This is a genomic window from Vibrio sp. S11_S32 (assembly GCF_014694465.1).
Taxonomy (GTDB): domain Bacteria; phylum Pseudomonadota; class Gammaproteobacteria; order Enterobacterales; family Vibrionaceae; genus Vibrio; species Vibrio algicola.
In genome coordinates this window covers 1-21,899 of the sequence record NZ_JAAUWS010000024.1, presented here as the reverse complement: position 1 = coordinate 21,899, position 21,899 = coordinate 1, and the positions used below count along the sequence as shown (strand labels likewise).

Genomic DNA, 21,899 nt, shown 5'->3' with positions numbered 1-21,899 from the left:
TTAATAATTTCTTAATGCTGTAAATGCGGCGGTAATTTTAACCGGATCTTTTTTACCAGGTTCACGTTCAACCCCTGAGTTTAAATCCAATCCAATACAGCCTAATTGTCCGGCTTCAACGATGTTGTCAGGCGATAGTCCGCCCGCGAGCATAATACGGGCACGATGACTGGTAGAGGTTTTCCCTGCGGCTGTGCTGGCCAGTTGATCGAGCAATGACCAATCAAAGCGTTTTCCTGTTCCACCAGATTGATTACCGACTTGCGCGTCAAGTAAGTGTTTATCAACATGTTTGGTTAAGAGGGTTGGCAGGGCATTACTCACCCCATAGGCTTTCCATATTTGAATGCTTTTAGGTAATAAAGATCTAAGCTCGGTTACATCGGCTTGGCTTTCATTGCCATGTAATTGCACCGCCGCTAAACCTAATTGATTGGCGATTTGTGCGATTTCATCCAAACTGTGGCCTTGCAGAGCTTTGTTTTTAACCAGCTGTGTTTTATAGCTACTGAGGTTTTGAAACACTCCAACATAATGAAGAGGTGCGCCGCTCATGACTAAGCGCGCAGTCTCAATATCGACACAACGTTTGGAGTTTTTAACAAAAATCAAACCGCCATACACACTACCTGATTGATAGGCGGCGTTGGCATCATCAGGGTGGGTGAGACCACAGACCTTATTCTCGCCCAGCAATACTCGACGTACTGCCAGCTCTAAGTTGTCTTCCGACATTAATGAACTGCCGATCAAAAATCCATTGGCAAACTGAGAAAGTTCTTTCACCTGTTGATGGTTATGGATCCCCGATTCTGAGATCACTATAGTGCTTTTTGGCAGGCGAGGTGCCAGTTCTTTGGTGCGCTCAAGGGTGATGGATAAATCGCGTAGATTGCGGTTGTTGATCCCAACGACGGGGGCATTTAGCGCAATTGCACGCTCCAGCTCCTCTTCGTTGCTGACTTCGGTTAAATAGCCAAGGTTTAAGCGGGTGGCGACATTGGCAAGGTGACGATATTCTTCATCATCGAGCACAGACAGCATTAATAAAATGGCATCGGCCTGATAATGACGCGCCAAGTAGACTTGGTATTCATCAATCATAAAGTCTTTGCAAATCACAGGTTGGGTGACTTGATTACGAATTTGAGGAATAAACTCAAAATCACCTTGGAAATATTTACTGTCGGTTAAAACTGAAATAGCGCTGGCATGTTTGGCATAGACCGAAGCAATGTAATCGAGATCAAAGTCATCACGGATCAAGCCTTTTGATGGCGAGGCTTTTTTACATTCTAAAATAAACTCGGTTTTGCCAGTATTGAGCGCGTCATAAAAACTGCGATCACTGGGTGTGAGTTGATCTTTGAAGCTGGTGAGCGGTTGCTGCGCTTTACGTTCTTCCACCCAAATTCGTTTATCAGCCACTATTTTTGCGAGTACCGTTTCCATTGCCTTTCCTTTAATGATTAACCGCGAGCGGCAAGTTGAGTGACGAGTTGATACGCTTTGCCAGAATTCATCGCCTCTATTGCTTGTTGAGTATTGGCTTTGAGATCTTGCTGGCCAAATAAACGCAATAGCAGCGCGACATTAACTGCCACTGCAGACACTTGCGCCTCGCTGCCTTCACCATTGAGAATTTGCGTGATGATGGCGCGGTTTTCGTCTGGCTCTCCGCCTTGAATTGCCTCAAGTGGATGAGTGTTCACCCCAAAATCTTGCGGGGTTAAAGTGTATTCGATAATGTCACCATTGACGATTTCATTCACCAAGGTTGAGCCGTGGATCGCGACTTCATCTAATCCACTACCATGCACCACAGCGGCACGTTTTAGTCCCATCTGGGCTAACGTTTTGGCGATTGGGCGGACTAATGACTCATCGTAAACCCCCATTAATTGTATATTAGGGCGAGCTGGATTAATTAAAGGGCCAAGTAGGTTAAAAATAGTACGCGTATTCATTGCTTTGCGTACTGGCATGGCATGACGAACGCCGCCGTGATATTGCGGAGCAAATAAAAATGCCACCCCAATATCATCAATGGCGGCTTTGGTCTCTTCTGGGCTCATTGAAAGATTAATGCCAAACGAATCAAGTAGGTCAGATGAACCGGATTTGCTCGATACGCCACGGTTACCGTGCTTGGCGACTTTTACGCCACATGCGGCGGCAACAAAAGCGGCTGTAGTGGAAATATTAAAAGTGTTCGAACCATCGCCGCCAGTTCCGACGATATCGGCAAAGTCGCCTTCAATAGTAGGAAAAGGAGAGGCATTAGCTAATAAAGCATGAGCGGCTCCGGCAATTTCTTGCGGCGTCTCACCTTTGATTTTAAGCGAGGTTAACACCGCGCCAAGTAAAATAGGATCCATATCCCCTTTAATGATGATATCGAATAATTGATGACTTTCGTTTTCGCTCAAATCCGTTTGGGCGTACAGTTTATTAATGATGTTTTGCATGTGGTGTCCTTACTCTAAATTCTTGGCTCTATTCGTTATGCGCTTTTGTTATTCGTTATTAGGCTTGCATTTGAGTATCTAACGCCCAATGAATGGTGTTCTCTAATAACGTTGCGCCATAAGTGGTCATGATCGATTCAGGGTGAAACTGAAAGCCACACACTTTATGATTTTCTTCAACCACGGACATTACCAGCCCATCGACTTCCGATGTTACGGTTAATTGCTCGCTCACATGGGTTGCTACTAATGAGTGATAACGTGCAATAGCAAAGGGAGAGGGCAGATTTTGATAAGTTGGGTGATTACCATGCACCATCATTGAGACTTTACCATGGATGATTTCGCCCGCGCCTGCCACTGTGCCGCCATAGGCTTCGACAATCGCTTGATGGCCTAAGCAAATTCCAATCATCGGCACCTTGCCTTTTAATCGTTGAATCAACTCTGGCATGCAACCGGCTTTACTCGGCTCACCAGGCCCTGGCGATAATACGACAACCGCGTTATCTAATTGGCTGATTGCCTGTTCAATTGTTTGAGCGGCAATGTTGTTACGATAAATAGTGACGCAATGACCTAAGCTGCGAAATTGATCGACAAGGTTATAAGTGAAAGAATCAAAATTATCGACAAATACGATATTAGCCATAATAGTCACCTTATCCTTGTGAGCTTTGTGGGTGTGAAACTGGTTGATGAGACGCTGGTGGATTCGATTGAGCTTGGTGCGCGGCTTGAATGGCACTGATACAAGCTTGAGCTTTCCCGCGCGTTTCATCGGCTTCTGATTGTGGGTCGGAATCAAACACCACCCCCGCGCCAGCTTGAACCGTGGCAATGCCGTTTTCAACATAAGCTGAACGGATCACGATACAAGTGTCTAAATCGCCTTCGCCGGTCAAATAACCAACCGCGCCGCCATAGGTGCCTCGACGTTGTTGTTCTACTTCACGAATAAACTGCATCGCGCGAATTTTAGGTGCGCCCGTTAAGGTGCCCATGTTCATTGTGGCTTGATAGGCATGCAACGCATCCAAATCTGAGCGTAATTCGCCCACCACGCGTGATACTAAATGCATGACATGGCTGTAGCGATCCACTTTTAATAAGTCGGCCACATGGCGAGAGCCAGCAGTGGCAATTCGAGCCACATCGTTACGCGCTAAATCAACCAGCATCATGTGTTCGGCGTTTTCTTTTTTATCGCTGCGCAATTCCAATTCGATGCGGCTGTCTAAATCAAAGTTAATCGTGCCGTCAGCATTTTTACCGCGACCACGAGTGCCGGCAATAGGGTAAATTTCAACTTGTTCGCTCTCAGCATCATACTTCAAAGCACTTTCTGGTGAGGCGCCAAACAAAGTAAACAATTCGTCTTTCATATAAAACATATATGGGCTGGGATTACTTTGCTTAAGCGCTTTATAAGCGGCTAACGGTGAAGGACAAGGTAAGGTAAATCGGCGAGAGGGCACCACTTGGAAAATATCGCCTTGAATCACATTTTGCTTAAGATCGCGCACGATCTGGCAAAATTGCTCATCACTGATATTGGTTTTAACCGTCATATCGTCAACATTAATCGCAGTCGGTAATGGTGGCACATCGGTGCAATGTTGACGGATTTCTTGCAGGCGGTGTTGCAATTGTTGTTTGGTCACTTGGCTAGCATCAAAGGCGCTGGCTTGCACACTACAATGTTGGGTTTGATGATCAAACACCATTAAGGTTTCGGCGACATAAAAAACATAATCAGGGCAGTTATCAATGCTGCTAGCATGACCTAATGATTCAAAGTTAGCGACTAAATCATAAGCAAATAAACCACCGATAAAAATTGCGTGTTTATCTTTGCCTTCAATATCAAAGCTATGCTGAACTAAACGTAACGCATCAAAGCTTGAAGCTTCACGTAAGCGCGTATCTTCATCCAGTAATTCATTTAAGGTCGAAAAAGTAAGTTCGAGCTGTGACTCACAAGCCTTAGTTAATACGTTATTGGCTTGATTAATATTTTGTTTTACCGCTTTGAGTAGTTGCTGACCATTTTCTGTTTTGGCGGTCATAACCACATTATGACCACGGCATTCGATCCGAACCGCAGCATCAATTAATAATAAGCTTTTTAAATTCTCTTTTGAGCTGATCTCGGCGCTTTCTAATAACAAACTGTTTTGTGTGTCTTGCGCATGATCTGCGTTGACGCATAAAGCATTAAACACTTGTGTCGGGTCTTCGAGATAAGGCGTCTCTAATTGAAATACTTCAATCGGGTGCTTTTTGCTTATCATTGCATTATGGATCTGTGCTGCCTTATTCATAAGACGTCCTTTTACTTGATTTTAATTCCGTTTGCTTTCACAGGCTTACCGATTTTTGCTATTTATCGATAGTCGCATAAACTTAATCATGCCCCAATACCTTTTTTACTATTAATCGACTTAGATAAAATGAAAGCGTTATTTTGGTGATTATTTAATCGTTTTAGTTGGTGTAAAGCACGAGAGGCATTAAAAAACCCGCATTCTCAGCGGGTTGATTGCCTAACGATATAAAGCAAGCCCCAACTAAGATAGTAAGCGCCAAGCATGCCAGCTAAGAATAAGAGAGAGCAAGGAAAGCACACAAAGCGGTTCTTTGTGATTGCGATGAATGTTAGAATCTTGTGATAACGATGAAAACATAGCTCTAGTTCCTTGTACTGAAAAGACTAACCCAATTCGTTAGCTTGAAAACTTATGTACTAGTAAACTAGTTTGGTGGTTTTTAGTCAAGCCTTTTTTAAAATATAGCCAAAATAACTTAAAGCGGTTGCTTTAAGTCATACGGGTATACATTGAGACTCTTTAATGCGTATTGATTTACATAGCCACACCACATGTTCCGATGGGCGTTTTTCTCCAACGCAATTGATCGATCGTGCCGTCGAATTTAATATTGATGTATTTGCCATCACCGACCACGACAGCATCGATGCGATAGACCAAGCGAAACGCTATATCAACGAGCAATCTTTGCCAGTTCATTTAATCAATGGCATAGAGATCTCGACCGTTTGGCAAAATAAAGATATCCATATTGTGGGTTTGAATATTGATATTGAAAACGCTGAATTAAAGCAGCTTATTGCCGAACAAAAACAACGTCGAATTGATCGTTCCGAGTTGATGGCAGAGCGCCTAGCCAAACACACGCGTGAGGGAGTATTAGAAGAAGTCCAAGCCATTGCGGGTGAGGCCTCAATTACGCGTTCTCACTTTGCTAAATGGCTGGTGGATAATGGTTACGCGAAAACCATGCAGATGGTGTTCAAAAAATATTTAACCCGTAATAATCCCGGTTATGTGCCGCCATCGTGGTGCACCATGATCGATGCGGTTAATGCGATTCATGCCGCAGGAGGCGAGGCAGTTTTAGCGCATCCAGGCCGTTATCAATTGACAGCCAAATGGATGAAGCGTTTAATTGCCGCATTCGTTGAAGCAGGTGGTGATGCAATGGAAGTTGCTCAACCACAACAAGCGCCACAAGAACGACGCACGCTGGCGGATTATGCGATACAATACAACTTATTAGCATCACAAGGTTCGGACTTTCATTATCCTTCCCCGTGGATGGAATTGGGCCGAAATTTATGGTTACCCGCCGGGGTTGAACCCGTGTGGAAGGATTGGCAAGCAATCGCACATATACCGTTAACCGGTAGCTATTCGACACCAGAAGATAAGATTAATTAAGCGAATACTTGCCCGTCACAGACTCAAGGAATAACAATGAGCCAGTTTTTTTATTTACACCCAGACAATCCGCAAGCACGCTTGATCACACAAGCGGTTGCGATCATCCGTAATGGCGGCGTTATCGTTTATCCGACCGATTCTGGATATGCGCTAGGCTGTCAACTTGAAAACAAAAACGCACTAGAACGCCTTTGTCGCATTCGTAAAATTGATGATAAACACAACTTTACTTTATTGTGCCGCGATTTATCGGAACTCTCTTTATATGCCCGTATTGATAATAGCGCTTTCCGTTTATTGAAAAGCAATACTCCTGGCGCTTATACCTTTATCTTTAAAGGCACGAAAGAAGTGCCACGTCGCTTAATGAACGCCAAACGTAAAACCATTGGTATTCGTGTGCCAGACAATAAAATCGCCTTGGATCTACTCGAAGCATTGGGCGAACCGTTAATGTCGACCACTCTGATTTTACCGGGCAACGATTACGCCGAATCCGACCCAGAGGATATCCGCGATAAGCTGGAACATTCGGTAGATTTAATCATGAACGGCGGTTTCTTAGGCGAGCAACCAACCACAGTCATTGATTTTAGTGAAGATGAAATGGTGGTAGTAAGACGCGGTGCAGGGGATCCTTCACCGTTTGAGTGATTCATCAGTTACCTGTCGTGGTCACTTAATTATATAAGCCTCATCGTATTTTTTATACGGTGAGGCTTTTTAATGTTGATTTCTATCGGCGATTTACAGCACCTGATTATCACCACAGCTATAAGCGATAATTTGGCTAATTTCGGAAAGGCTACGACCTGATTGTTGTTGCCAATGGTTAAACGCTTTTTGTGCTGCTTGCATGGCACGTTTTGTTCCTCGAGCGCTATCAATCACACCAATATTCCTTAAGTGAGATTCAACATCGGACGATAAAATAAAGGTATCAACGCCCATTTGACGTAAAGTATAAGGGCCAGTATTACCACCTAATCGATTTCCGTGTTTTTTCAAATACTGCCATAAACCGATAATATTATCCGTTGGCCAATGGGCAACCATGTGAGAGAACGACGTAAATTCAAACTGAGCAGAATGAATCATTTGCGCATTTTTTGGAATGGATTTTACTTTGGTAAGATGACGAATAATACTCGGATCTTGTGCTTTTTGTTCCCATATTTCTTCGGGTAGCATCATTAACGGTTCAAGCTTGAAGTTAAAGAATAAGCTTTCGAAATTAGGCCATTTTTTTCTGACTACCTGCCACGAAATACCACATTGAAACACCTTCATGGTAAAAGCAGCCAGCCAACGATCGTCGGTGATGTGTTGTAACTCTGCTTGAGAAAGGGGTTTACTCACCAACAACTCTAATTGTTGTTCTCCACCTTTACGTTCTGCGGCTCGTTGATAAATAGCATCGAAATGTTCAATCGTCATAATTATTAATTAAGTTGTGAGGGAAGCGATGAGGTTAACAAAAATAGTGACAGAAGGTAATGATAATGATGTCCACGTGGTGGAAAATTATTCTATCTCAGTAGGGTTTGATGTATACTCTGCTGCCTTTTCTTAGCGCTTGAGCAATCCATGATGGAAGCTTAAAGACGGATGAAAAGCTAAATTATTTTTAATTTATTGTTTTGTATGGTTAATTCATCATGAGAACAATAAAAGACGGCTGTGAAGTCGACAAACAAAAGGTTAACCCATGAACGAAAAATTACAGAAAATCTTAGCCCGTGCAGGGCATGGTTCTCGTCGTGAATTAGAAGCGATGATCCAAGCTGGTCGTGTGAGTCTTAATGGTCAAGTGGCAAAACTGGGCGATCGCCTAGAAGATGAAAATGCCCTTATCCGTATCGATGGCCATAAAGTATCGGTAAAAGAATCGGAAGAAGTGATCTGCCGCGTATTAGCGTACAACAAGCCCGAAGGTGAGTTGTGTACGCGTAGCGATCCTGAAGGTCGCCGTACCGTATTTGATCGCTTACCAAAAATTAAAGACTCGCGCTGGGTATCGGTGGGTCGTCTAGATGCTAACACCGGTGGTCTATTACTCTTTACCACCGATGGTGAATTAGCCAACCGTTTAATGCACCCAAGCCGTGAAGTTGAGCGTGAATATTTGGTGCGTGTTTTTGGTGAAGTGACCGAAGAAATGGTTCGCAACGTGACGCGCGGTGTTGAACTTGAAGATGGCATGGCACGTTTTGAAGACGTTGTGCATGCGGGTGGCGAAGGCATGAACCATACGTTTTATGTCATGATCACCGAAGGTCGTAACCGTGAAGTTCGCCGTTTATGGGAATCTCAAGGGGTAACGGTTAGCCGTCTGAAACGTGTTCGCTATGGTGAAATCTATCTTGAAAAATCACTCCCTCGTGGTGGTTGGATTGAGCTTGAACTGAAAGAAGTGAACTACTTGCGTGAAATGGTAGACTTAAAACCAGAGCGTGAAACTTTGATTGATCCAATGGCAGGTTCGCGTAAACGTGATCGTTCGCGTGGGCAAAAAATTCGTCGTGCGGTTAAACGCCATGAAGAAAGAGCCACTACGACTACTAAAGGTCGTAGCCGTTCAACCACGCGCGGTAACGTTGCTACAAAAGGCACCACCACCAATAAAGCAAACAATGGTGAGGCCGTCGGCGGGCGCGATGGAAAGCCGAAGCAACGCCGTGTGAATAACGGTTTGCCTAAGCCAAAGGGCAGAACAAGAATTTAATCTACCCAAGTAAGATGGGTATAGATTGAAAACATAAAAAATGCCGAACTCACTGTTAAAGCGAGTTCGGCATTTTGCTATTTGGAGGTTTTAGTTTGAAGGCAATACCAAATGTATCAAAGATTCAATGGAATGGGTATAAGTTATCCCTCTTACAAAAACTTAATCACGCTTCCAAAGAATATGACAAAACTTATTGTCAGGATCACGGCTGATCAACATACGAGCAAAGACATCATCAAGTGTGTCATCGGCTTCATTGACTAAACCAATTTTCACTTCTGCGTACGTTTCCTTATCCACCTCAAAACCAACATGTTGTGACCAATCATCGCCAGTCTCAACCGCTTCTGCTGCGCCGCGATCTTCAAATTGAGCGGTGAATAAAATCACATCGACAGCATCTAAGCTATCGGGTGCCATTTCAAGAAAAATGTCATACGCAACATCGATGGCATCATCAAGAGAGATTAAATCAGTCATAATTTCCTAATATTTTTAAAAGTGAATATGTGTTGTTAATCTGCACGGCTCATGAACTTACGCTCAGAAGTGTTGATTTTGATTTTTTCTTCATTAGCAATATATTCAGGTACTTGAACCACTAAACCAGTCGTTAAAGTGGCAGGCTTAGTACGAGCACTGGCCGATGCACCTTTAATTGATGGTGAGGTTTCAACGATCACAAGATCAACACTGGTCGGTAATTCAATGCCAATTGGCTTGTCATTGACGATTAACACGCTTAGGCCTTGGGTATCTTCATTGAAGAATAAAATCTCATCTTCAATAGTTTCTTTGTTGAAGTGGTAAGGGGTGTAATCTTCGTTATCCATGAAGACATATTCAGCACCATCGATGTACGAAAACATCACGCTGCGACGGCTAAAATCAGCCAAAGTCAGGATTTCGTCGGCTTTGTAGCTTTCGTCAGCTTTAGCACCGGTAGCGATGTTGTACATGCGCATGCGATACAAGCTCGCGCCAGCACGACCACTTGGGGTTAATTTGCTAACTTCACGAACAGAGTAAACTTGACCGTTCACTTCAACAACGGCATTTTTTTTAATTTCACTGGCTTTAGGCATGAGTGTTTCCTAATAAATTTTTTAAGCATCGCTTGGTCACGGCATTGATATTATGGTTACTGCATTGATATCAATATAGTGTCTTACCGCGATGAATTGTAAATGACGAGCAGAAAATATCACGATCTGCACCGAACGACAAAGAAAAGTGGCGGTAGACAGTAAAAGGGCCTCAAAATAAATCAATTTGTGGCGCGATGACCGATTCAAAGTCTAATCCAATAAAAGGCAAAATAGCATCGGCGACCGGTTTTAATTGCTTATCAATATAATGTTGGTAGTCAATTGGACTGTGTAAGTAATCTTTAGGTTCCGGTCCGTTTATGGTAAAGAGATACTGAATACGCCCTTTGTTTTGGTACTGCAGTGGACGACCTAATCGAGCATTGTGATCATCGGCGAGTTTGGCGGCGCGAACTTGAGGCGGAATGTTTTTTAAATACTCGTTTAACTTACGGCGTAAACGCTTTTGGTAGACCAAATCATCATCAAATTTTCCGGCTAAGGTATCGTCAACATATTGACGAATAAAACTTTGTGGATCTTTATCATGAAACACCATGTTATATAGGGTTTGTTGAAAATGGTGTGACAACGCTGTCCAATCTGTACGAGCGCTTTCAAGCCCTTTAAACACCATTTTTTCAACGCCTTGCTCGACAATCATACCGCAATAACGCTTTTTAGAACCGGTTTCAGCGCCGCGAATCGTCGGCATTAAAAAGCGCTGATAATGGGTCTCGTATTCTAACTCTAACGCCGAGGTTAAATGAAATTCTTCTTGTATGTGTTGCTGCCACCAATGGTTAATTGTTGTCACTAAGTGATGACCAATTTTATCGGCTTTGTCTGGGGTATGTGGCTCGATTAAAGACACAAATAGGGAGTCAGTATCACCGTAAATAACTTGATAACCTTGCGCTTCAATTAACACCCGAGTTTGCTTCATGATTTCATGTCCACGCATGGTAATTGATGATGCAAGGCGAGTATCAAAAAATCGACAACCAGACGAGCCCAGTACGCCATAAAATGAATTCATAATAATTTTGATGGCTTGAGAAAATGCCGCTTCTTTATTGCGCTTGGCGACATCTCTTGCTTGCCATAATTGTTCGATCATCTTGGGTAGAAAATGCTTGTCGCGATGAAATTGTCCACCTCTAAATCCCGCGACCGCTTGATCATCTTGTTTTCCGATCGACTGTTGTAAGCCCTCGACTAAACCAAGTGGGTCAATAAGAAAAGTGCGAATAATAGCAGGGTAGAGCGATTTAAAATCCAACACTAATACCGAGTGATACAAACCGGGATCGGAATCCATCACATAGCCACCGGGACTAGCAAGCCAATTCTCCGATTGAAGATTAGGCGCAATGTAGCCAGCGCGATGCAATTGAGGCAGGTAGAGATTGGTAAAAGCGGCCACCGAACCGCCAATACGATCAAGCTCCACTCCAGTTAACTGAGTACGTTCAATCGCAAATTGGAGCAGATGCGTTTGGTCGAAAATTCGCGTCACTAGGCGGCAATCTTGCAAGTTATAACGGGCAAGGGAGTGTTTATCTTCACGAAATTGACGATTAATTTCATCCATACGATTAAACGGATCATGAATGATTTTGCCTTCACCAAGTAACTGTTGTGAAACCGACTCTAATGTCCAAGAATTAAAATGATAAGTCGCGGTTTTTAACGTATCAATACCATCTAATACCACTCGACCAGGGATAGACACAAAGCCTTGCTGGGTGGTTTTTGATTGCCTGAAATAGAGGTTTTGACTACCCCGTGCGATCGCTAACGGTAGCTTATGCCATTTGGCACGTTTATCGAGTAAGCGAAAATCAAAGTCGATAACATTCCAGCCAATAATAATATCGGGATCAAAAGTGCGAAACCATTGGATTAACGCTTTAAGTAATGCTAATTCATTTGCTACCCATTCAATGTGCAGCTCTTCATTTTTTTTCTGGATGGGAGCTAGGGGATTAGGGGCCTCACCAATCATGATCACGCGACTGTCTAGTGTTGAATCAAGCCCAACAGAATACAAAATACCTTTTTCGGAGCATTCAATATCGAGTGAAACCACGCTTAAATTAGGTTTGTAATCACTCGGTTTACATTTTGCTTGCCTGACGCTTTGATAACCCTGCTTTTGGGTGCGATCACCGATAAATTGCACTCCGCCTCGGATAAAGCGCTCCATTAAATAGCGGTCGGTTAAGCGAATGTCATCTTCAAAGGTAATAATGCCGTGCTGATTAAAAAGTTGTTTTGCTTGATAGGATATTTGATTATTCGGCGTGTAACAGGCAAGCACCGCGTTTTGTTCAAAGGTTTTGAGTGGCACGCTTTTCATCTGAATGGGAGTTTGCTCTCCAAAGGCATCCGCGATAAGTTGCTCAGCCTTTATTTGATCTTGCTTGGTAATAAAAAACACAACTTGTTGGTCTTGGATGAGTAACTGAACAGGACCCGAGTCGGTAGCCAGCCAAATTTCGATAAGGGTTTTATTATGGCTGAGCTGATCAGAAGTCTGCATAGAATGGCTGTGATTAATCTGAAAAGACGAACGCACATCTCGGGCTTGTCGAGATAAGATAAAACCCTGTTGGATCGATGATGACACTGCTTTATCCAAAGAGAGTGTGAATGAATTGGAGTTAGAATAACAAAAGATGCTTTATAAATCTTAGGAGCTTTATCGTTCTTAGGTGCTTTATAAATCTAAGATGCTTTAATAAACCTCAATCAGTTCCAGAAAGTTCAGATTTAATGATTTAGCATAACTATGGAGTGGTAATTGTGGTTGGGATAGCAAGCGCTTACGATAACGTCAATGAATTGGGCTATATCATTATTCCGGCGTTTGACGGTTTTTTATTTGCATTATGGATAAAATCATTAATAATACAAATGTATAATAACCAACAATTCGTTAGTTAAACCATTTTCTTTATAAGGTTATTGGCTTAAATAAAGTCATTTAATACAGTATGTTAAAGAAATTAAGTTTTTTCATTATAATTTCCTTAAAAATTGACGTTGATCATTAGATTTATGGTCATGTTTTTAACTAACTAAGGTAGAATGCTATAAAAATTAAGCCTATCAACTAAGCTTAACAGTATTAGCGATAATCCAAGTGTGGAGATACAAGAGTGATAAATGTTTTTCTTGTAGATGATCACGAGCTGGTTCGCACAGGGATTCGACGTATTATTGAAGACGTCCGTGGCATGAAAGTAGTAGGGGAAGCTAACAGTGGTGAAGAGTCTGTAAAATGGTGCCGTGCTAATCACGCGGATGTTATCTTAATGGACATGAATATGCCGGGTATTGGCGGCTTGGAAGCTACCAAAAAAATCTTACGATTTAATCCCGATGTCAAAATTATTGTTTTGACGATTCATACCGAAAACCCATTTCCAACCAAAGTAATGGAGGCAGGCGGTTCTGGTTATTTAACCAAAGGCGCAGGGCCCGATGAAATGGTGAATGCGATCCGCATGGTCAATAGTGGTCAACGCTATATTTCACCAGAGATCGCGCAACAAATGGCGTTAAGTCAATTTTCTGCACCCTCGGATAACCCTTTTAAAGAGTTATCAGAGCGTGAATTGCAGATCATGCTAATGATCACCAAAGGTGAGAAGGTAACCGATATTTCGGAGCAATTAAATTTGAGTCCGAAAACGGTCAACAGTTATCGTTATCGATTATTCAGCAAGTTGGATATTGGTGGGGATGTTGAACTGACCCACCTTGCAATTCGTTATGGCATGATCACAACTGAGACGTTGTAGAGTCTATGGATGTGCCTTTGGCAGATTTTGATTCTGCTGCTTTTTTATCAACCGTTTCACAACAACCTGGCGTTTATCGTATGTATAACGCCATGGATGATGTTATCTATGTTGGTAAAGCCAAAAATTTAAACAAGCGCCTGTCGAGTTATTTTCGTAAAAACGTAGATAACGAGAAAACCAAGGCGCTGGTTTCGCATATCCAAAAAATTGATGTGACGGTCACTCATACTGAAACCGAAGCCTTGATCCTCGAACACAATTACATCAAGCAATACCTACCTAAATACAATGTTTTACTGCGTGATGATAAATCGTATCCCTATATTCTGATCTCAAAACATAAACACCCAAGGTTGGCGTATCATCGCGGCGTAAAGCGGCGTAAAGGGGAATACTTTGGTCCTTACCCTGAAGCTGGTGCGGTGCGTGAAACCTTGCATTTGTTGCAAAGAATTATTCCGGTGCGTCAGTGCGAAGACAGTGTGTATGCTAACCGAACCAGACCGTGTTTGATGTATCAAATTGAGCGTTGCTCAGCGCCGTGCGTCAAAGGCTTAGTAAGCGATGAAGAGTATGCCGAAAGCGTGCATTATGTGCGTCTCTTTTTGCAAGGAAAGGACGATCAGGTTCTGAACGCTTTGATAGCAAAAATGGAACAAGCCAGCCAAGGATTGGCGTTTGAACAGGCGGCTAAGTATCGCGATCAAATTCAGGCCATTCGTCGGGTGCAAGAGCAGCAATCTGTGTCAGATGATTCACTGGATGATATGGATGTGATTGGATTTGCCAAAGAAAATGGTTTGGCGTGTATTCATTTATTGATGATAAGACAAGGAAAGATCCTGGGAAGTCGAAGTCATTTCCCTAAAATTCCAGCCAATACCGATGATAAAGAAGTGTTTTCAAGCTTTTTAAATCAGTATTATTTAAGTCATAACGAAGCCTCAAGCATTCCTAACCGAATCACTATGAATGGGGATTTATTTGATGACAACGTATTTGATGGATCCTCCAGCCTGCAAGAGGCATTGGCACAACTGTCGGGGCATAAAGTTCAATTTCATACCAAACCTCGTGGTATGCGAGAGCGTTATTTGCGTTTATCCAATACCAATGCATTGAGTGCGCTAACCGCAAAAATTAGCCACAAGATGACGGTCAATCAAAGAGTTAAAGCATTAGAGTTAGAATTTAAGCTGCAACGGATTGAACGAATGGAATGCTTTGATATTAGCCATACCATGGGAGAGAGTACCATTGCCTCGTGTGTGGTGTTTAATCGAGAAGGACCGGTTAAGCAAGATTATCGACGTTATAATATTGAAGGTATTACGGGGGGGGATGATTACGCGGCGATGGCGCAAGTGCTGGACCGACGTTATTCAAAACAGCAATATACCGATGAACAGTATGCTGAAAAAATTCCCGATATTATTTTTATTGATGGTGGTAAAGGGCAGCTAAATCGCGCGCATGAAATCTTGCGAAAATACTGGAAAGATTGGCCTAAACGACCTGAATTGATAGGCATTGCCAAAGGGGTAACTCGTAAACCTGGGCTCGAAACTTTAATCAAAACCAATGGTGAAGAGTTCAATCTACCTAGCGATGCACCGGCATTACACTTAATTCAGCATATTCGTGATGAAAGTCATAACCATGCTATTAGTGGTCATCGAGCCAAGCGTGGTAAAGCAAGAAGAACCAGTACCTTAGAGGGAATTGAAGGGGTGGGTCCTAAACGTCGGCAAGCTTTATTAAAAAGCATGGGTGGAATTCAAGAATTAAAGCGTGCAACTGTCGAAGAACTAACCAAAGTGCCAGGGATCAGTAAATCTTTAGCAGAAATCATTCATCAAGCATTGAAACAATAATGTTTTTAACGCAACATTGAGCAGCACTCACCAAGAGCCCGTAATTATGCGATTTACTATACCGAATATTTTGACTTTACTTCGATTGGCGCTGATCCCAGTTTTTGTCGTTATTTTCTATCTTCCTTATACTTGGGCGCCTTTTGCTGCCGCAATGGTATTTTGGGTTGCAGGATTTACCGACTGGCTCGATGGGCTGTTAGCGCGTAAATTAGGCCAGACTTCTCGCTTTGGCGCATTTTTAGATCCTGTTGCCGATAAACTTATGGTGGCGGTAGCATTAATTCTAATCGTTGAGCATTACCATACGATTTGGATCACGATTCCTGCAGCAACAATGATCGCGCGAGAAATTATTATTTCGGCATTGCGTGAGTGGATGGCTGAAATTGGTAAACGTGCCAGTGTCGCGGTCTCTTGGATTGGTAAATGGAAAACTCTGAGTCAAATGTTTGCGTTATGGGTATTAATTTGGCGTTACGATGATTGGATGGTGTGGGTTGGTTATGCCGCGTTATATATCGCCACAGCGTTAACTTACTGGTCGATGATCCAATATTTAAAAGCGGCGAAAGGTGATTTATTAGCCGGTGAAAAAGACGATTAAGCGCTTAGGGTATAAATCGTTTTGATATGAATTTAACAACCTCGCAATTATGCGGGGTTTTTTTATACCTAAAATTCGTTTAGCGACTAAAATAAAGTCATGTCTTTGAAACATGACGCAGAACAAATCTGAAGCAAAAACTTACAACTGTAAGCTAAAAATCGTAGCATTTTAGAGGGTATAAGATAGAATACGCAAAAAAAGAAACACTTGTAAGCTCAAATCTGTTTATGAGTCCAGTTTTTATAATTAGGTAAACACAACATGTCATTAGAACAATATCATCTCATTGGTTCTTTACGTCTACAAAGCGATGCTTTACAGGATACAATCGCTCTGGAAGGATTTGAAACCGCCGCGCCTTGGCATCAAGTATCATGGACTCAATTTGATACCATCTCACAAAAAATAGCGCAAGTTCTGATCCATTTTGGGGTAGGGGTACAAGATACCTGCGCCATTTTATCCGATAACAAACCACAATGGGCTTGTGCGGACATCGCTTGTTTGAAAGCGCGCGCTGTGGTGGTGCCGATTTATCCAACCAGTACGTCAGAGCAAGCTCGCTATATAATCAATGATGCACAGGTAAAAGTCTTGTTTGTGGATAACACCGAACAATACAAAGTGGCGTGTAATTTACAAGCACACAGTAATAGTATTGCCCATATTGTGGTGTTTGATCCAAGTGTGGAATTATTAAATACACACTGTCATCACCATTTCGATACGCTGATCAGTGACACTATGGTGGTTGACGTTGATTGTGAGATTGAACTACAACAACGTTTATCAGATGCTAATTTAGATGATCTGCTTACGCTTATTTATACTTCCGGTACCACTGGTGATCCTAAAGGTGTGATGCTGGATTACCGCAATATTGCCTCAACCATGCGCCAACACGATCAAAAGCTCGCGTTTGCCAAAGGGGATGTATCACTCGCTTTCTTACCGCTTAGTCATGTCTTTGAACGTGCGTGGAGCTTTTACGTTCTGTGTCGTGGTGGTAAAAATGTCTACCTTTCTGACACCAATAAAATCAAAGAAGCGATTGCAGAGGTTCGCCCACATACTTTATGTGTAGTGCCACGCTTTTTAGAAAAAGTGTATAGCGCAGTCCAAGCGAAAGTGGCAAAAGGCTCAGCGACACAACAAAAAATGTTTGCTTGGGCGCTATCGGTGGGGGCTCGTCAATTTGAGGTACAACAACAGCGTGCTAAAGCTAATCCTTGGCTGAGTGTGCAACACGTTATTGCGACTAAGCTGATCTTTTCAAAACTGCAACAAGTACTCGGTGGGCGTTTGAAGTTTATGCCTTGTGGTGGCGCGGCGTTAGATAAAGACGTAGTCGGTTTTTTCCATGCGATCAATATTCCGGTGTTGTGTGGATATGGCATGACAGAAACCACGGCAACAGTCACCTGTAATACTATTGGCAATCGTGTTACCGGATCTAATGGTCAGGTGCTAAGTGAAACTGAAGTGAAGATTGGCGCAAATAACGAGATCTTAGTTCGTGGTGATATCGTGATGCGTGGCTATTATAATCGCCCAGTGGAAACCGCAGAAACGTTCCAAGACGGTTGGCTTAAAACTGGCGATGCGGGTGAGTTTGATGCCAACGGTAACTTATATATTACCGATCGCATTAAAGAGTTAATGAAAACCTCTAATGGCAAATACATTGCGCCGCAACGTGTTGAAGGTAAAGTAGGTTGCTGTCCGTTCATTGAGCAAGTGGCAGTGATCGCTGACTCGCGTAACTATGTTACCGCTTTAATCGTGCCTTCTTTTGAATCTTTAGAATTGTGGGCAAAAGAGAAAGGACTACGCTACGAATCACCGCTTGAGCTTTTGCGTAATAGCAAAGTGGTTGAGCATTTTGAAAAGCGTTTGAAAGAACTGCAACAAGAGTTGGCTGGGTTTGAAAAAATCAAAAGATTTACGTTATTGCCAAGCCCATTTTCGATTGAGCAAGGTTTGATAACCCCAACCTTAAAATTACGCCGTAAAAATATTTACCAAGCGTATGCCAACGAAATTCAAGCGATGTATGTTTAAAGCTATCTATCTTTAGGCTAGCTATCTCTAAGCGAGCTCACTTTAAGATAGCTATAATCTGATTGGGTCTGCCCTAGTTATACCAACGCCATAAATTTAATGATCGTTAAAATTGAGTATAAAGAAAAGTATCAAAGGCCATGGATAGCTTTTTCTCAAGCGACCAAGGACGGAGCAGCGTCTTTTCGGCGTATTCACATTGATCAAATATTAAATGGAACTGGTATTATTAATGGTGCGACCAGTTCCCTCTCTTTATATTCACTAAAATAATCAATCACTTAGTACTATAAAATTAAAGCCGCTGATAATATCGTTATCAACGGCTTTTGTTTTTATTATTAACTAAATAATAACTATGCTATTTTCGCTTTAATCTCGAGCATTCTTGGGGGATACGCGTAAGGACATTCATGCTGATTGTGCCATTACGTATGAGTAGGTATTGATAAATGATTATCAATAGACGGGATACAAATGCTGGAATATAAGGCCGCATTTTTTAGGGAAGCCCAACATTGAACACACTAACACCCATTTTAAAAATCAGCTTTACACGCCTCCATTCGATCATTGCCAATCTTTATGTGGTAATGACGCGAACCCATTCGATTCGATTCTCATGCTATTGCTGCATGCCGCTTAATCGTCGCACTTCAAGCCTGACCGAACCCTGAATAATCTCACCTAAACCTTGCTATTCGCGTCTGTTTGGATGTGATTGGCTGGATTATTCTGGTCAAGCCCAATAGGACACCTGACTTTGTAATTTTTCATAGTCGATTGGCGTTAAATCACCAAGTGTAGTATGCAACCTTTCATGGTTGTAATACCGGATATATTCTTCAACATCTTCTTTCATTGCATCACGCGTTAAATAAACCACATTGAGTAGCCATTCATTTTTCAAGCTACCGAAGAACCGTTCGACGACAGCATTGTCTAAACAAGCTCCAACGCTGCTCATTGATGATGTGATGCCATTTCTCGTTAACAGGTGCTGAAAATAATCTCTTTATCGGTTGAGAACATAAAGCCGAAAAGGAAAAAGAAAAAAGTAACTTACAGGCAAAACCTTTAATGTGTTAATTGCTTGTAGTGTAAATAGGCAAAAACAAAGCAACTAGAAGCAAATAAAGTATTTTACGCTGGCTATGTCTAAGGATGAATCCCTTTTTGTTGCCAAATAAGATAAAACACTTTATTTTGTACGGATTTCACTCTGGCCGTTGATATAAAATAGCCATTGAATAAACCTCGACATTTCGCCTTAAGCCTTTAAAAAAAAGGCAAACACCTTTAGATAACATTTTAGGAAACGATATGAAACGTAAATACTTAGTAGCGGCAATTATGGCTGTATTGTTAGCAGGTTGTGGTAGTGGTGGTGGTGACGATAATGGCGGTGGCGGCGACAATGGCGGCGGCGACGTGATCCCTGATTATGCTTTCGATGGCTTAGATGGTGCTGGTGCAGATACGATCACTATTATGGTTCGTGACGAAAGCACTGCAATGACCAAACTTTGCCCTGCGTCAAATGCAGATGTTTACATTAATGACGCTGACGGTACAAATCCGGTAAAAGCATCGGTTGGTAGCGATGGTAAAGTTAAAGCTAGCGATATTCCTCAACACGGTTTCTTAACGGTTCGTACTTGGAGCAATAGCGATGCTTCTGTTGATGATACTGGTGCTGATTACGTTTCTATCCAAAAAGAAGCATTTTATAAGAATGGTTACTTTGTTATTGATGGTGATACATACACTGGCGATGTATCAGCAACGGGTTGTGTGAGTGGTCGAAATAGTGACAGCTTTACAGTTGATAACAGTGCCACTGATTTCCCTAGTGTCGCCATTGCTGAGCCAATTGGTGTTCCTGCTGAGATTGTAGGCGAGGGCGGTGGTGATTATGGTATTGCTCTTTCGCTAAATTACAACCAAGTTGATAGTTCAAGCAAGTGGGGTTCTACTGCTACAACTGCTGCTGAGGGTATGGATAATGAGCAAGGAAATAATATCCTTTTAAATGACGGCATGAAACAAACTGACCTAACTAATGGTGACGGCATTGTTGCTAAAACATTAGAGTATCGCTTCCTTAAAGGTGGTTCTTTATCTTGGGTTGACGGTGGGAGCGTGATCGACAATAGCGCTATCTATGAACCGGATGGTGCGGATTATGACCAACTCGCCATCACAACAGTTAAGTTGCAAAGTGTCGGTACGGAAGTATGGCAAGCACGTACAGCGACAAAAGAAGGTGATACTGGCGCTTTCTCGGTTGAATTCCTTGATGATGATATGATCTCAAACATGAGCCGTGATAACGACACGGGTGTTGTTACTTTTGACGCACCAACGTTTGACCATGTTCTGTTATTTAATGAGTTGTTATACGTTGACGGTGCAAGTCGATACGCACACGACACGTATCAAGTGACTCATGCGAATGCGACTATTCCTGTTGTTCTTCCTGCTGAGTGGTCTGGATTTAAAGATACTGCGGAATTAGAGCAGAATGATGTTGCTGTTGCTCAATACCCTGCTGGAGCTGACGAGCGTTTAAGTATCATGGCTGCTGTTGATTTTACTTCTGGCGCTATGACAAAAGAGTTTGTCGCAAGTGGCGCTCTGGCGTATAACAAGGCATTTTTAGATACTGCTAAGATTGCAGGTTTCACTATCGCTGTTGATAATACAGATAGCCTTAGCTTTGCGTCAGATGAAGACGTGAGCGAAACTGCGCCAGTCTTTTTGACTTCAAGTGCGAAATAATAAGTAAAACGTAAATAAAAAGCCTAGCTCATTGATTTAATTGAGCTAGGCTTTTTTGTACCCAAAAAAAGCTAACCGTTCTTGGTTTTCGTTTCTAAGATCTCGATGCCATGCACGGCAAGCATAAGTTTCTTTTAAAGTTTGTATTCAGGCGTAAGCGTACCTTTTGAGTCTTCTACAACAGTCACACCATCACGTTTATAAACAAAGTCAGCAACATATTTACAAACAAGCACGTTATTGATCTCGATAGGGTACGGCACTTGCAATTGTAGGTCTTGGATAAGTCCGGCTCTTAATTCAAGACTCAAGGAGACATAGCGTTTTGATTCTAGTTTGGAGTCAAACATTATTCCGTTAACCTCTGTTTTTTTTGCATTGTACTTGCCATGCCTTTTTTCTGGCTCTTTTTCTGTTGTGAGACTTGCCTTTTTTGATGTTTTAACGCGAGCTATGCCAATATCTTTTGCGTTTCTAAAGTCGGCTGCGCTAATGCGTTGGCCTGTTCCAAGGGATGCCAAGTGCGCCATATTCTATTCTGGTCAAGCCCAATAGGACACCTGACTTTGTAATTTTTCATAGTCGATTGGCGTTAAATCACCAAGCCTAGTATGCAACCTTTCATGGTTGTAATACCGGATATATTCTTCAACATCTTCTTTCATTGCATCACGCGTTAAATAAACCACATTGAGTAGCCATTCATTTTTCAAGCTACCGAAGAACCGTTCGAC

At 42.3% G+C, this 21,899-nt stretch carries 18 protein-coding genes and 1 pseudogene; 8 read left to right on the top strand and 11 right to left on the bottom strand.

Going from position 1 to position 21,899, the window contains the following annotated elements; translation table 11 throughout:
* Genes trpCF through HC723_RS11530 form a run of 4 tightly spaced genes read right to left on the bottom strand, consistent with a single transcriptional unit; the run spans nt 1 to nt 4,792 of the window.
* On the bottom strand, nt 1-1,452 hold the full coding sequence (gene trpCF / locus HC723_RS11545) for a bifunctional indole-3-glycerol-phosphate synthase TrpC/phosphoribosylanthranilate isomerase TrpF (protein ID WP_190339186.1): 1,452 nt from the start codon (nt 1,450-1,452) through the stop codon (nt 1-3).
* Nucleotides 1,453-1,469: 17 nt separating this feature from the next.
* A complete protein-coding gene (gene trpD / locus HC723_RS11540; protein WP_190339185.1) occupies nt 1,470-2,468 on the bottom strand; it encodes an anthranilate phosphoribosyltransferase in 999 nt (332 codons plus the stop codon).
* Between the two features lie 58 nt (nt 2,469-2,526).
* Nucleotides 2,527-3,120: an aminodeoxychorismate/anthranilate synthase component II gene (locus HC723_RS11535; protein WP_153446993.1), complete on the bottom strand. Its 594-nt coding sequence runs from the start codon at nt 3,118-3,120 to the stop codon at nt 2,527-2,529.
* 10 nt (nt 3,121-3,130) lie between these two features.
* Nucleotides 3,131-4,792, bottom strand: a complete 1,662-nt coding sequence (locus HC723_RS11530; protein WP_190339184.1) for an anthranilate synthase component 1 — start codon at nt 4,790-4,792, stop codon at nt 3,131-3,133.
* Between the two features lie 528 nt (nt 4,793-5,320).
* Here HC723_RS11530 and rnm point away from each other — a divergent pair.
* Both rnm and HC723_RS11520 read left to right on the top strand, forming a co-directional pair.
* Nucleotides 5,321-6,208 (top strand): RNase RNM, encoded by an 888-nt coding sequence (rnm, locus tag HC723_RS11525; RefSeq protein ID WP_153446995.1) that lies wholly within the window; start codon nt 5,321-5,323, stop codon nt 6,206-6,208.
* Nucleotides 6,209-6,244: 36 nt separating this feature from the next.
* Nucleotides 6,245-6,865 (top strand): L-threonylcarbamoyladenylate synthase, encoded by a 621-nt coding sequence (locus HC723_RS11520; RefSeq protein ID WP_153446996.1) that lies wholly within the window; start codon nt 6,245-6,247, stop codon nt 6,863-6,865.
* 93 nt (nt 6,866-6,958) lie between these two features.
* On the opposite strand, the gene HC723_RS11515 is transcribed toward HC723_RS11520, so the two are convergent.
* Nucleotides 6,959-7,648 carry a DNA-3-methyladenine glycosylase I gene (locus HC723_RS11515; RefSeq protein ID WP_190339183.1) on the bottom strand — a complete coding sequence of 230 codons (690 nt, stop codon included), beginning with the start codon at nt 7,646-7,648 and terminating at the stop codon, nt 6,959-6,961.
* A gap of 271 nt (nt 7,649-7,919) precedes the next feature.
* Between HC723_RS11515 and rluB the strand changes: the two genes are divergently transcribed.
* On the top strand, nt 7,920-8,936 hold the full coding sequence (gene rluB / locus HC723_RS11510; protein WP_153446998.1) for a 23S rRNA pseudouridine(2605) synthase RluB: 1,017 nt from the start codon (nt 7,920-7,922) through the stop codon (nt 8,934-8,936).
* Nucleotides 8,937-9,098: 162 nt separating this feature from the next.
* Here the strand turns inward: rluB and HC723_RS11505 are convergent, their stop codons facing one another.
* From HC723_RS11505 to HC723_RS11495, 3 genes are all read right to left on the bottom strand, one after another.
* A complete protein-coding gene (locus HC723_RS11505) occupies nt 9,099-9,419 on the bottom strand; it encodes an HI1450 family dsDNA-mimic protein (RefSeq protein WP_153446999.1) in 321 nt (106 codons plus the stop codon).
* A 35-nt stretch (nt 9,420-9,454) separates the two neighbouring features.
* The gene (gene efpL, locus HC723_RS11500) at nt 9,455-10,024 is read right to left on the bottom strand and encodes an elongation factor P-like protein EfpL (protein WP_153447000.1); all 570 of its coding nucleotides are present in this window, start codon (nt 10,022-10,024) and stop codon (nt 9,455-9,457) included.
* A 172-nt stretch (nt 10,025-10,196) separates the two neighbouring features.
* Nucleotides 10,197-12,659 (bottom strand): DNA polymerase II, encoded by a 2,463-nt coding sequence (locus HC723_RS11495; protein WP_190339182.1) that lies wholly within the window; start codon nt 12,657-12,659, stop codon nt 10,197-10,199.
* 532 nt (nt 12,660-13,191) lie between these two features.
* Between HC723_RS11495 and uvrY the strand changes: the two genes are divergently transcribed.
* From uvrY to HC723_RS11475, 4 genes are all read left to right on the top strand, one after another.
* On the top strand, nt 13,192-13,836 hold the full coding sequence (gene uvrY, locus HC723_RS11490; protein WP_190339181.1) for a UvrY/SirA/GacA family response regulator transcription factor: 645 nt from the start codon (nt 13,192-13,194) through the stop codon (nt 13,834-13,836).
* Between the two features lie 17 nt (nt 13,837-13,853).
* Nucleotides 13,854-15,713, top strand: a complete 1,860-nt coding sequence (gene uvrC / locus HC723_RS11485) for an excinuclease ABC subunit UvrC (protein ID WP_190339180.1) — start codon at nt 13,854-13,856, stop codon at nt 15,711-15,713.
* 46 nt (nt 15,714-15,759) lie between these two features.
* Nucleotides 15,760-16,320, top strand: a complete 561-nt coding sequence (pgsA, locus tag HC723_RS11480) for a CDP-diacylglycerol--glycerol-3-phosphate 3-phosphatidyltransferase (protein WP_153447004.1) — start codon at nt 15,760-15,762, stop codon at nt 16,318-16,320.
* Between the two features lie 264 nt (nt 16,321-16,584).
* Nucleotides 16,585-18,384, top strand: coding sequence for an AMP-dependent synthetase/ligase (locus tag HC723_RS11475; RefSeq protein WP_190339179.1), 1,800 nt, complete (start codon nt 16,585-16,587; stop codon nt 18,382-18,384).
* A 739-nt stretch (nt 18,385-19,123) separates the two neighbouring features.
* Here HC723_RS11475 and HC723_RS11470 read toward each other — a convergent pair.
* Nucleotides 19,124-19,363: pseudogene (locus tag HC723_RS11470) on the bottom strand (integrase core domain-containing protein); the annotation flags it as partial.
* 344 nt (nt 19,364-19,707) lie between these two features.
* Between HC723_RS11470 and HC723_RS11465 the strand changes: the two are divergent.
* The gene (locus HC723_RS11465; RefSeq protein WP_190339177.1) at nt 19,708-21,165 is read left to right on the top strand and encodes a hypothetical protein; all 1,458 of its coding nucleotides are present in this window, start codon (nt 19,708-19,710) and stop codon (nt 21,163-21,165) included.
* A 134-nt stretch (nt 21,166-21,299) separates the two neighbouring features.
* Here the strand turns inward: HC723_RS11465 and HC723_RS11460 are convergent, their stop codons facing one another.
* Together HC723_RS11460 and HC723_RS11455 are read right to left on the bottom strand one after the other, a co-directional pair.
* Nucleotides 21,300-21,695 carry a DUF1064 domain-containing protein gene (locus tag HC723_RS11460; protein WP_190339176.1) on the bottom strand — a complete coding sequence of 132 codons (396 nt, stop codon included), beginning with the start codon at nt 21,693-21,695 and terminating at the stop codon, nt 21,300-21,302.
* 12 nt (nt 21,696-21,707) lie between these two features.
* Nucleotides 21,708-21,899, bottom strand: a 192-nt coding sequence (locus HC723_RS11455; protein ID WP_190339175.1) for an IS3 family transposase, incomplete at its 5' end; no start/stop codon positions are given.

Excerpts from the sequence above, each read along its gene's own strand:
- trpD (WP_190339185.1), bottom strand. The coding sequence starts at position 2,468 with ATGCAAAACATCATTAATAAACTGTACGCCCAAACGGATTTGAGCGAA.
- efpL (WP_153447000.1), bottom strand. The coding sequence starts at position 10,024 with ATGCCTAAAGCCAGTGAAATTAAAAAAAATGCCGTTGTTGAAGTGAAC.
- rluB (WP_153446998.1), top strand. The coding sequence starts at position 7,920 with ATGAACGAAAAATTACAGAAAATCTTAGCCCGTGCAGGGCATGGTTCT.
- HC723_RS11475 (WP_190339179.1), top strand. The coding sequence starts at position 16,585 with ATGTCATTAGAACAATATCATCTCATTGGTTCTTTACGTCTACAAAGC.
- pgsA (WP_153447004.1), top strand. The coding sequence starts at position 15,760 with ATGCGATTTACTATACCGAATATTTTGACTTTACTTCGATTGGCGCTG.
- HC723_RS11465 (WP_190339177.1), top strand. The coding sequence starts at position 19,708 with ATGAAACGTAAATACTTAGTAGCGGCAATTATGGCTGTATTGTTAGCA.
- trpCF (WP_190339186.1), bottom strand. The coding sequence starts at position 1,452 with ATGGAAACGGTACTCGCAAAAATAGTGGCTGATAAACGAATTTGGGTG.
- HC723_RS11520 (WP_153446996.1), top strand. The coding sequence starts at position 6,245 with ATGAGCCAGTTTTTTTATTTACACCCAGACAATCCGCAAGCACGCTTG.
- HC723_RS11515 (WP_190339183.1), bottom strand. The coding sequence starts at position 7,648 with ATGACGATTGAACATTTCGATGCTATTTATCAACGAGCCGCAGAACGT.
- HC723_RS11505 (WP_153446999.1), bottom strand. The coding sequence starts at position 9,419 with ATGACTGATTTAATCTCTCTTGATGATGCCATCGATGTTGCGTATGAC.
- HC723_RS11530 (WP_190339184.1), bottom strand. The coding sequence starts at position 4,792 with ATGAATAAGGCAGCACAGATCCATAATGCAATGATAAGCAAAAAGCAC.
- HC723_RS11460 (WP_190339176.1), bottom strand. The coding sequence starts at position 21,695 with ATGGCGCACTTGGCATCCCTTGGAACAGGCCAACGCATTAGCGCAGCC.
- HC723_RS11535 (WP_153446993.1), bottom strand. The coding sequence starts at position 3,120 with ATGGCTAATATCGTATTTGTCGATAATTTTGATTCTTTCACTTATAAC.
- rnm (WP_153446995.1), top strand. The coding sequence starts at position 5,321 with ATGCGTATTGATTTACATAGCCACACCACATGTTCCGATGGGCGTTTT.